The sequence below is a fragment of the Corallococcus sp. AB049A genome (assembly GCF_003668885.1).
Lineage (GTDB): Bacteria > Myxococcota > Myxococcia > Myxococcales > Myxococcaceae > Corallococcus > Corallococcus interemptor.
Genome location: NZ_RAWL01000316.1, coordinates 1 through 10,411 on the forward strand (window position 1 = coordinate 1; position 10,411 = coordinate 10,411).

The 10,411-nt window shown below is 70.9% G+C and carries 9 protein-coding genes; 5 read left to right on the top strand and 4 right to left on the bottom strand.

Annotation, left to right across the window (positions count from 1 at the left end):
• Positions 1 to 308 (top strand): tetratricopeptide repeat protein (locus tag D7X55_RS27900; RefSeq protein ID WP_368666511.1); only part of this gene is annotated, 308 nt, incomplete at its 5' end.
• A gap of 16 nt (positions 309 to 324) precedes the next feature.
• On the opposite strand, the gene D7X55_RS27905 is transcribed toward D7X55_RS27900, so the two are convergent.
• Both D7X55_RS27905 and D7X55_RS27910 read right to left on the bottom strand, forming a co-directional pair.
• Entirely contained in the window at positions 325 to 1,182 is an 858-nt protein-coding gene (locus D7X55_RS27905) for a hypothetical protein (RefSeq protein WP_120551999.1), read from the bottom strand.
• Between the two features lie 8 nt (positions 1,183 to 1,190).
• The gene (locus D7X55_RS27910) at positions 1,191 to 2,468 is read right to left on the bottom strand and encodes a hypothetical protein (protein ID WP_121724643.1); all 1,278 of its coding nucleotides are present in this window, start codon (positions 2,466 to 2,468) and stop codon (positions 1,191 to 1,193) included.
• Between the two features lie 290 nt (positions 2,469 to 2,758).
• Here D7X55_RS27910 and D7X55_RS27915 point away from each other — a divergent pair, with 290 nt between their 5' ends.
• The 4 genes from D7X55_RS27915 to D7X55_RS27930 all read left to right on the top strand — a co-directional run bounded on the left by D7X55_RS27915 (position 2,759) and on the right by D7X55_RS27930 (position 8,075).
• Positions 2,759 to 5,071 (top strand): glycosyltransferase family 39 protein, encoded by a 2,313-nt coding sequence (locus D7X55_RS27915; protein WP_121724645.1) that lies wholly within the window; start codon positions 2,759 to 2,761, stop codon positions 5,069 to 5,071.
• Complete coding sequence (locus tag D7X55_RS27920; RefSeq protein ID WP_199747185.1) at positions 5,068 to 6,027, top strand: ABC transporter ATP-binding protein; 960 nt, start codon at positions 5,068 to 5,070, stop codon at positions 6,025 to 6,027. The genes D7X55_RS27915 and D7X55_RS27920 overlap by 4 nt, the downstream gene beginning before the upstream one ends.
• A gap of 2 nt (positions 6,028 to 6,029) precedes the next feature.
• Positions 6,030 to 6,830, top strand: a complete 801-nt coding sequence (locus tag D7X55_RS27925; RefSeq protein WP_120551997.1) for an ABC transporter permease subunit — start codon at positions 6,030 to 6,032, stop codon at positions 6,828 to 6,830.
• Positions 6,831 to 7,028: 198 nt separating this feature from the next.
• Positions 7,029 to 8,075, top strand: coding sequence for an SPFH domain-containing protein (locus D7X55_RS27930; protein ID WP_120551996.1), 1,047 nt, complete (start codon positions 7,029 to 7,031; stop codon positions 8,073 to 8,075).
• Between the two features lie 83 nt (positions 8,076 to 8,158).
• On the opposite strand, the gene D7X55_RS27935 is transcribed toward D7X55_RS27930, so the two are convergent.
• Together D7X55_RS27935 and D7X55_RS27940 are read right to left on the bottom strand one after the other, a co-directional pair.
• Positions 8,159 to 8,701 (bottom strand): FHA domain-containing protein, encoded by a 543-nt coding sequence (locus D7X55_RS27935; protein WP_120551995.1) that lies wholly within the window; start codon positions 8,699 to 8,701, stop codon positions 8,159 to 8,161.
• A 51-nt stretch (positions 8,702 to 8,752) separates the two neighbouring features.
• Positions 8,753 to 10,411, bottom strand: coding sequence for a chromosome segregation protein SMC (locus D7X55_RS27940; protein WP_407921792.1), 1,659 nt, complete (start codon positions 10,409 to 10,411; stop codon positions 8,753 to 8,755).

The window sequence follows — 10,411 nt, forward strand, 5'->3', positions numbered from 1 at the left end:
CGGTGGAGCCGCTGTCGTCGGCGGTGCGGCTGGCTCCCACTCAGGTCGACACGCGCGTGGAGCTGGCCCGCGCGTACTTCGAATCCGGGCAGGTGGATGCGGGCTGTCACGCGGCGGAGGAGGCCCGGGTGTACGGGCCGTCCGACACGGGCGCGCTGGAGGCGGGCGTGCGCTGCGCGCTGGCCCAGGGGGACACCGCCGGAGCGCTCCGGCGTCTGGAGGAGGCGCGCCGCGTGGACCCCCGGGACCCGCGGCTGCGAGCGGCCGAGGGCGCCTTGAAGGCCGCGGTCGAGGCTCCGGGGCCTTAAGCCCCGCACGCGAGCCTCAGCGCTCTCCGAACGGGCGCACCGCGAGCCCCGCGCCCAGCATCCCCTCGTCGCGCCGGAAGAGGCCCGCGTCGTTCTTGATGCCCGTGGCCGTGAGCCGCACGAGCACCGGCGCGTCGTTGACGGCGAGGACCACGTGCTCCAGCGCGACCTCGCCGCGCGCCCGGAAGTGCGAGCCGCCGTCGAAGTCGAAGCTCCAGCCCGCGAGCCCCGTCGCGCGCAGGGCCCACCGGCCATCCCGCGTCTCCCAGCCCGCGTCGAGCAGCAGGGACGTGAACGGAGACACCTCGTTTTGCGTGCCGTCCGGTGCGTGCCGCAGGGCATGGCTCGCGGCGGGGCCCACGGCCAGCCAGGCCCCCTCCGTGTTCGTGCGGAGCGGATCCAGCAGGAGCCCCACGCGGCCCGTCTCCAGCGTCCAGCCGGGCCCCTCCCAGACGCGCCGCTCCAGGTGCGCCGCGCGAGCCGCGAGGGCCACGTCGAAGGGGAAGGGGATGCGCCGGGGCTGGCCGATGGTGACGAGCAGCGACCCCTCCTCCACGTGTCTGCGCAGCAGCCCGTCATACGCGGTGAAGGTCAGCCCCTTCCGCTCGCCACCCCAGGCCTCCGTCATGAGCAGCCGGTGCGAATCGAACCACAGCGAGTCCGCCTTGCTGCCGCTGGAGCGCGCCGAGCGGACGAGGAACCCCGTGCGCACGGCCAGGGCCTCCGCGTCGTCCTGCACGCGCAGTTGCGTGCCCAGCACCCAGCCGGTGCCGGGGTCGAAGCAGGTGGGGAACCTCTCCCCGGCCTCCGTGCGGCCCGTGCAGGACAGGCCGGGCACGGTGCCCAGGAGCAATGCCAGCGCGAGCGCCACCATCGCCGGACCTAGCCCTTCCCGGGGGCGGACACCGGCGCGGACCGTCTGGCCGGGGCCCACAGGGAGAAGCGCAGTCCGGCCTGCGCGGACCACTCCCAGCCCGCGGGCGCGTTCGCCACGTCGTCACGCCACGTCCCGCGTCCGTCCAGCGTCACGCTCACGGGCTGGTCGTTGATGGCCAGCAGGATGAACTCGTAGCCCGCGCGCAGCCGCAGCCGCTCCGGACGCAGGGGCCGGCCCTCCACGGACTCGGCGAGCAGGACCTTCTGCGCCTCCGCGCCGAAGCGCACGTGGTGGAAGCCGTCCCGGTCCAACGTGAAGTCCCCCTCCAGCGCCGCCGCCGGAACCAGGGTGTAGAAGCCGTTCGTCCGGTCGCGCTCCAGGGACGGACCGGCGCGCACGCGCACGTAGGACACGAGGTCCTCCGAGTGCCACAGGTCCAGCGTCACGTGCGTCGCGGCCACGTTGAGGAAGTCCGCGTGCACGTCCTCGCGGCGCACCTGCTCACCGTGGAGCACCTCCATCCAGAAGCCCAGGTTGGCGTAGACGTCGAAGCGCCGGGGGCGGCCGTAGAACGTCGTCACCCGGAAGAGCGGCGCGTTGTTCTGGCTGCGGAAGTCGTAGCGCAGGAGCGTGGCGTCATACGAAGGCGCGTCCCCCAGGTACAGCTCCGTGTCCAGGAGCGTCATCCGGTGCAGCCGGTCAGGCTTCTCCGGCCACTCCAGCTCCACGCCAAAGTCCACCCGCGCGCGCTCGTCCAGGCGGTCCGTCTCGCGCAGCCAGCGCGGCGCCCAGGCTCCGCCCACGTAGACGCGCCGGTGCAGATCGAAGTTGTACTGGAGCACCCGTCCGCGCTCGTCGCGGTACCAGCCGGGCGGCGCCTCCGCGATGGCGGGCACCAGGCGGTACTGGCGCGTCGTCTCCGGAGTCATCACGCGCGACACGCACCAGTCCGCCCGCGGCAGGGGCTGGTCGGTCTCATGGCCCTGGGAGTCCAGCACCTGGGCGGGTGACACCAGGCACTCCTTCTTCGCGTCGTCGCAGCGCGCGCGCCATTGCCCGGAGGGCACGGCGGGCGTGGGCGGCAGGGCAAGGCAGCGTATCTGGACGCCGTCGGAGGGGAACCGGGGAGACGCGGCCGTCGGAATGGCCATCTGGAAGTCCCACGGCTCCGGCTCCGCGGGCGGTTCCGGCGCCTGTTCGACGGGCGCTTCGGCCGTCACCTCCGGCTCCTCCACCTGCCCGAGCAGCAGGGCGCATCCCAGGGTCACCGCTGAAACCAGCATCACTGCTCCTCGTGTCGAGCGTCGAGCGGCCCGCCGCGTTCCGGCCACGTGCTCGGGCTTCGTGACGGGGGGCCTCTACAAGCCCCGTGCCCCCTGGCTGGAGGACGGCCTTTCGCGGACTTGCCCGTGCGGCTGTGCAGGCGCCTGCACAGCCCCTGTGCATCGTGGTGACGCGAGAACGACGCACCCCCTTCCAGGTCGGTCGACCGGCGGGGATGGCGGGGGTATAAGCCCCCCGGTCCCATGGGGTGCATGTGGGGCCGTCCCGGACGACGAAGGAGCACGCGCGCGTGGCAAGCGACGGCGAAAAGAACCCGCAGGGGGAATCCACCTTCACCGAGGCCATCCTCGGTGAGGACACCCTGACGTCTTCATGGGCGAAGCGGTGGCTGGCCCTGTCCCTCACCACCCGCGTCGTCCTGGCGACCGCGGGCTTCGCGGCGCTGCTCTTCGTGCCCTACCTGGGCGCGGTCGGCCTGTGGGACCCCTGGGAGACGCACTACGGCGAAGTGGGCCGGCAGATGATCCAGCGCAGCGACTACGTCTATCCCTTCTGGGAGAACGCGTGGTTCTTCTCCAAGCCGCCGCTCACCATGTGGATGCAGGCGCTGGGGATGAACATCGTCGGCGCGCTCCGGGGCGACGGCGCCATGGGCCTCTACACGGAGTGGGGCATGCGCATGCCCTTCGCCATCCTCAGCATCACCGCCGTGGCGCTCCTGTCGCTGGCGGTGGCGCGCATCGTGAGCATGCGCGCGGGCCTGGCCACCGGCTTCGTGCTGGCCACCATGCCGCTGTACTTCCTGCTCACCCGGCAGACCGTCACCGACACGCCCTTCGTCACCACGTTCGTGTGCGCCATGGCGTGCGCGCTCATCGGGCAGCTGGATGACACCACGAAGCACCGCGCGGGCTGGTGGTACGCGTTCTACGTCTTCGCGGGCCTGGCCTCGCTGGCCAAGGGCCTGTTGGGCGTGGGCCTGCCCGCGGTCATCCTGGTGCTGTACGCGGTGGCCGCCGTCATCCCGTGGAACCGCGAGAGCCTGGAGGCCCACCTGCGCTGGCTCTTCAACGGCGAGGTCCGCGCCCAGGTGCGCGCGGGCACGCGGACCATGCCCGTGCTGTGGGCGCAGATGTACCGGATGAAGCTGGGCACGGGCATCCTCGTGTTCGCGGCGGTGGCGGTGCCCTGGTACCTGACGCTGTGCCTCTTCGACGGCGTGGACGACGAGGGCAAGCTGTTCTGGTACCGCTTCTTCATCCACGACCACCTGAACCGCCTCACCGCGGGCGTGCACACCACCACGCCGGGCGGGTCGTTCACCTACTTCATCGAGCAGGGTGGCTTCGCCATCTTCCCGTGGGTGGCCCTCTTGCCCGGCGCGTTCGCGGTGGTGTCGCGCCTCAAGCTGCGCTCGCGGGACAAGGCGGACCACCTGGCGCTCATCGCCGTGCTGTGGGTGGCGTTCGCGTTCTACCTGCTGGCCTCCAGCGCCACGAAGTTCCACCACTACGTGTTCCCCATCCTGCCGGGCCTGGCCATCCTCATCGCGCTGTTCGTGGACCGGCTGTGGAAGGACGGCATCCACGAGCACGCCGTGAGCCTCATCTTCGGCCTGGTGCTCTTCATCCTGGTGGGCAAGGACCTGGCGGAGAACCCCAAGGACTTCACGGACCTGTTCGTCTACAACTACGACCGGCCCTATCCGCAGGACCTCGTCACCAAGCCCATCGCGTTCTTCTCCTCGCGCCCGCTGTGGATGGGCGACCTGGTGACGCTGGTGCTCCTGGCCTTCGGTGTGTACCTGGCCTTCGACGCGTTCTCCTCCAAGGTGAAGACGGAGCGCCCGGCCGCCGGACGCGCCATCGCGCTGGGCCTGCTGCTCACCGGCGGGGCCACGCTGGCCGCTGTCTCGTCGCAGGGGCAGGTGTCCGCGATGGGGCTGTGGGGCGTGGCGCTGCTGGCGGTTTCGGGCTTCCTCATCTGGCAGGCGTCGCGGCCGGAGGAGGCGCCGGGGCGCACGGTGCTCCAGGTGGTGGGCTTTGCCCTGGCGCTGGTGGGCGTGGCGCTGGCGGTGCGCGGCTTCCGGGGCCCGCCCGCGGCGGATTCGCTGTTCAAGGCGCTGTCCGGCACCATCAACGTGAAGGTGGGCATGGGCTTCGCGTTCGGCGTGGCCGGCGTGCTGGCGGCGGTGGCCGCGCTGCAGCGCTCGCGCGTGCTCCTTTTCAGCACCTTCTGGGGCCTGGCCGCGGCGTTCGCGCTCTGGTTCAACTGGGGTCACTGGGTGGACCTGTCCCACCACTGGACGCAGCGCGACCTGTTCTGGCGCTACTACGACCAGCGCAAGCCGGGGGAGCCCATCGCCGCGTACATGATGAACTGGCGCGGTGAGACGTTCTACTCGCGCAACACGGTGGAGCAGTTCCGCGCCAGCGACGCCAACACGCGCATGCGGCAGTACGTGTCGCGTCCCGGCCGCGAGTGGGCGCTGGTGGAGCACAACCGCGTGAACCTGCTGCGCAACGCGGTGGGCTCCGACAAGACCGTCACGCTCATCGACCGGGACATCAACAACAAGTTCGTCCTGGTGACCATCGAGTGAGCATCTACGTCCCGCCTCCGCGCGCGGAAGCGCCCGTGCAGGGAGGCCTGCGCGTGCGCGGGCTGGCGAAGCGCTTTGGCGAGCGCACCGCCGTGGAGGACCTCACCTTCGACGTGCGGCCCGGCGAGGTGTTTGGCCTGCTGGGCCCCAACGGCGCGGGCAAGACGACGACGGTGCGCATGCTGACGGGGCTGCTGCGGCCCTCCAGCGGCGACGCGGAGGTGTGGGGCCACTCCGTCACGCACGACGGCGAGTCGCTGCGCAAGGTGGTGGGCCTGCTCACCGAACAGCCCGGGCTCTATGACCGGCTCACCGCCCGGGAGAACCTGCGCTTCTTCATGAAGCTGCATGAGCTGGATGAGTCCGTCGCGTGGTCCCGCGCGAAGCACTATCTGGACCGCTTCGGGCTGGGCGGCCGCGAGGACGACCCGTGCGGCAGCTTCAGCAAGGGCATGCGCCAGAAGCTGGCCATCGTGCGCACGCTGGTGCACGACCCGCGCGTCATCTTCCTGGACGAGCCCACCAGCGGCCTGGATCCGGAGTCCGCGCGCACCGTGCGCGACGCGGTGGCGGAGCTGGCCTCCGAGGGGCGCACCATCGTGCTGTGCTCGCACAACCTGTCGGAGGTGGAGCGGCTGTGCGAGCGCGTGGCCGTGGTGCGCCGCCGCCTGCTGGCGCTGGGCCCGGTGCGCGAATTGCGCCGCGCGGGGCAGTCGCTGGACGTGCGCGTGGAGGGTGACGCGGCGGCGTTCGTGCCCCGGCTGACGGCGCTGCCCTTCAAGCCCAACGTGCTGGTGGAGGGCGGCCGCCTGCGGGTGATGGTGGCGGAGGAGGCCCAGGCGCCGGACGTGGTGGCGTGCCTGGTGGGGCAGGGCGCACGCGTGCACAGCGTGGTGCCCTCGCAGCGCCCGCTGGAAGAGGTGTACCTGGACCTGCTGCGCAAAGAGGAGACGTGAGCATGGCCTTCCGGCCGCGGCGCGCGATGGCGGTGTTCTGGAAGGACTGGCTGGACCTGCGCAAGAACGTGGGCCTGCTCGTGTCCATGGCGGTGCTGCCGCTGGTGATGGTGGCGGTGCCCATTGGCATGGTGTGGACGTACGTGCGGCAGCCGGACCACGCGGACCTGCGCACGGTGGCGCTCTTCTACGACCCCACGCTGCCCCTGGGCGCGAGCGCGGCGCGCTTCCTCATCGACAAGTCGCTCACCGACTGGTTCGGCATCTTCCTGGTGATGCCCGTCTTCATCCCCATCCTCATCGCGTCCCAGAGCGTGGCGGGGGAGAAGGAGCGCCGCACGCTGGAGCCGCTGCTCGCCTCGCCCGTGTCCGCGGCGGAGCTGGTGGCGGGCAAGTGCCTGGCCGCGCTGGTGCCCGCGGTGGTGCTCACCTGGGCCGCCTTCATCCTGTTCTGCGTGGGCGTGGACTGGGTGGCCTGGCCGCTGGTGGGCGCGCCGCTGATGCCCAACACGCTGTGGGGCTTTGGCGTGTTCGTGCTGGCGCCGCTGTTCGCCTTCTTCGGCAACGGCGTCGCGGTGCTCATCTCCGCGCGCGTGAACGAGGCGCGCATGGCGCAGCAGCTGTCCGCGCTGGTGGTGCTGCCCCTGGTGGGACTGGTGGGCGGCCAGGTGGCCGGTGTGCTCAAGGCGGGCCTGGGCTACTACGCCATCCAGGGCGCGGTGGTGCTGGTGCTGGACTTCATCCTGCTGGTGGCCAGCATCCGCCTCCTGGACCGGGAACGTCTGGTCAGCCGCTGGGGTTGAGTCACTGGCGGGTTGGGGAGTGGACTGCCAGGGGGCCGGCCGGACGGGCAGGCGCCCGTGAAGCTGTTATGTTCCGGCGGAGGACGCAGGGTGGAGCGCGATGGCGCTTTCGCCCCGGCGGCCCCGCATTTAGGGGTTGGGGTTACGAAAGCTTTGAAGACCTGCCGCCCACGCGGCCACGGAGGCGCTGAAACAGACATGGGGATCTTCGACAGCATCAAGGGCGAGGCTCAGCGGAACTTCATCGCCCGCGCGGACAGCGCGAAGGGTGAGATCGTCTACAAGTATCCGGAGAAGAACGTCCGGATGAAGACGCAGCTCACCGTGGACGCGGATGAGGTGGCGCTGTTCGTCAAGGACGGCAAGGTGGAGGGGAAGCTGGGGCCCGGCCGCCACACGCTGGACACCAACAACATCCCGTTCCTGTCCCGCCTGCTGGAGGGCTTCACCGGCGGCAACATGTTCATGGCGGAGATCTTCTTCGTCTCCAACCGCGAGCACACGGGCGTGAAGTTCGGCGGCCCCATCGGTGACGTGCGCGACCCGGAGACGGGCCTGGGCATCGGCACCATGGTGTACGGCGACTTCTCCATCCGCGTGACGGAGCCGGAGAAGCTGGTGGTGGGCCTGGTCGGCATGGGCCGTGCCACCAACGAGGAGTTCCTGGGCTGGTTCAAGGGCCAGGTGCTCAAGGTGACGCGCGACCGCACCGCCGAGCTGCTGGTGAAGAAGAAGTGGCCGCTGCTGGACGTGACGAGCGGCGCCTACGTGGAGGAGATGGAGCAGGAGATCCTCGCCGGCCTCAAGCCGCACGTGGACTCCTACGGCCTCACCATCGTCCGCATGGGCAACTTCGTCGTCAGCATCAAGCCCGAGGACGAAGTCACGCTGAAGAAGCTGTCCAAGGACGTGGCGTACTCGCGGCTGGCCGGCGGCTTCCAGCAGTACGCGCAGGGCCAGGCGATGCTCGGCGCGTCCGAGGGCATGGCCAAGGGCGGCGGCGGATCCGACGGCGCCATGCAGGGCATGGGCATGGGCATGGGGTTCGGCATGGCGCAGATGTTCGCCAACCAGCAGAACCAGCAGCAGCAGCAGCGCCCCGCGGAGCCCGCGCAGGCGGCCGCTCCGGCGGACACGCGCAGCCCGGCGCAGCGGCTCAAGGAGATCAAGGAGCTGAAGGACGCGGGCGTGCTCTCCGACGAGGAGTACGCCGCCAAGCGCGCGGAGCTGATGAAGCTGCTGTAGTCCCGCTGACGCGCTGACTCAACGAGAGGGCCCTGTCTCCCGAGGTGGGAGGCGGGGCCTTCGCGCGTTTCCTTCGCTATTTTCTAGGGCGCCTTCGCGCCGGGCACGGCGAGGCGCAGGTGTTCGTGCAGCGTCTCCGCGCGCAGGTAGAGGAACTGCACGTCGCCGAAGGCCAGCGTGGCGCCGTCGTGGAGCATCACCTGGGCCTTGAAGGCCAGGGGCGCGCCGTTGATGAAGGTGCCGTTCATGGACTGGGCGTCGCGCACGGCGAAGTCCCCGGCGCCCGCGTTCCAGCGCAGGGTGGCGTGGTGCTGGGACACGGAGGGCTCGGGGATGATGAGGTCGCACGCGTCGGTGCGGCCCACGGTGAACTCCTCGCCGTCCTGGTTCGGCTCGAGGAAGTGCACCTCCAGGTTGTCGAAGTCGCGCAGCATGGCGAGCAGCCGCTCCTCCATGCGCGAGCGGTGCGCCATCCCCACCGTGCGCAGGCCCACCATGCCGGAGGCCACCACGGCCTTGAAGGCCGCGTCCACGGGCTGCTGGATGAGGGCAATCGCGCCGGACGCGGAGCGGAAGGACTCCAGCGAGGCGCTCGCGAAGGGACGGAGCTGTTTCACGGACACCATGGCTTGGGACCCTACGTGCAATGGGTGGGGACGGGAAGGGGCCGCGCGTGCCTACGAGGCCAGGGGCGTGGCGTCGGCGCGGGGCATCTGCGGCACCGACGAGGCCGGTGTCTTCGCCGGAGCCGCAGGGGGCGCGGGCGTGTCGTCCAGCCGGCGCAGGTCCAGCTTCATGGGCACCTGGAGCGTGGTGCTCAGCCGCAACAGCAGCACGTCCGGCGCCAGCCCGTTCTCACCGATGGCCTGCGTCAGCTCGCGCGCGGAGGGCGCGGCGCCCCGGGCCCAGAGTTCCTTGAGGAACGCACCGGCCTCCGGCGCGTGCCACCACGCGGGACCGAAGCGCGCCTTCAGCTGGCCCTGGAGCTGCCCGGCCAGGAACCACGCCCGGAAGCTGTCCGCGGACTGGTAGAAGTCCTCCTGGTCCACGAGGTAGCGCTCCACGTCGTCCGCCGTCATGGGCATGGCGCCGGTGCGCGCCATCAGGGCCCGGTAGAGCTCGCGCGGATCCACGTCCGTGCGGCGGTGCAGCTCCAGCTGGTAGAGCAGCCGGCCCGCCGCGTGGCGGATGAGGTACAGCTTGTGCGCGCTGGAGGCCGCCAGGTACTGGGCGCGCTTGTCCGCGTCCCCCAGCACGCCCGCGTTCTCCTCCAGCCACACCGGGTCCTCCAGCAGGTCCTCGAAGAGCGCCGAGTACGCCTCGCCCACGGTGGGGTTGCCCAGCCGCGCCAGCTCGAAGCGGGGCTCCTGCGTGAAGGCCGTGTGCAGCAGGTGCCCCATCTCATGCAGCACGCGCCCCTGGTGCAGCACGCCCGTGCCCGGCTTGAAGGACAGCCGCACGTCGGAGGGCACCTTCACCGCCATGGCCAGCGGACGCGGGTTCTTCCGCGGCAGGTCGCGCGCGTCCACCTTCACGTTGGGCAGCGCGTTCAGGTCGATGCCCAGCCCCGCCACGGTGGCCTGCGCCTTCGCCAGCGATTCGCCCTTGGGGAAGGCGTCCTCCACCTCGCGCGAGCGGAACAGGCGCGGGATGTCCGCGCGCGTAATCTGCGCGAAGGGCAGCCCCAGCTCGCGCTGGGAGAGCCGCTCCATCACCAGCCGGTACGGCTCCTGCGTGGCCTGGAGCACCTCTTCCGCCAGCTGCGCCAGCCGCTCCAGGTCCGCCTGGCGCAGCTCGCTGCCGAAGGCCTCGTAGGACTCGAAGCCCATCTGCTTCACCAGCTCGTTGGTGCGCGCCTCGCGGCGCAGCAGCGTCTGGTTGAGGCGGGTGAGCGCGGGCGTGGCCGCGGCGTAGAGCGCCTTGCGCTTGAGGGCGCTCTTCTCGTTGGCGAGCAGCCGCTCCAGGTCGTGGTAGCGCACCTCGCGCCCGTCCACGCTCAGCTTGAGGGAGGCCTCCAGGTTGGCGGTGGCGTCGTTGTGCTCGGCCAGCTCGCGCGCCAGGAACTCACCGGCGAAGTGGCCGTGCAGCGCGGTGAGGGCGCGCAATTCACGCGGGTCCTTGGTCAGGTGCCGGAGCCGGTCGATGCGGCGCAGGTTCTCCAGGCTGAACAGGTCCTGCTTGCCACTGTAGGTGGCGGCGATGTCCACCGCCTTGCCCTCCGTCCAGTAGTCCCACACGAGCCGGTGCTGTTCCTCCAGCAGGAGGGCGGACTCCTTGGAGAGGGCATTCACCTCTCCGGTCAGCTGCTCTTCCTCGTTGGGAGGGGGGGGCACCAC

What these genes read in the sequence shown, in the direction of transcription:
- D7X55_RS27905 (WP_120551999.1), bottom strand. Translation starts at nt 1,182, where the DNA reads ATGGTGGCGCTCGCGCTGGCATTGCTCCTGGGCACCGTGCCCGGCCTG.
- D7X55_RS27910 (WP_121724643.1), bottom strand. Translation starts at nt 2,468, where the DNA reads ATGCTGGTTTCAGCGGTGACCCTGGGATGCGCCCTGCTGCTCGGGCAG.
- D7X55_RS27925 (WP_120551997.1), top strand. Translation starts at nt 6,030, where the DNA reads ATGGCCTTCCGGCCGCGGCGCGCGATGGCGGTGTTCTGGAAGGACTGG.
- D7X55_RS27930 (WP_120551996.1), top strand. Translation starts at nt 7,029, where the DNA reads ATGGGGATCTTCGACAGCATCAAGGGCGAGGCTCAGCGGAACTTCATC.
- D7X55_RS27935 (WP_120551995.1), bottom strand. Translation starts at nt 8,701, where the DNA reads ATGGTGTCCGTGAAACAGCTCCGTCCCTTCGCGAGCGCCTCGCTGGAG.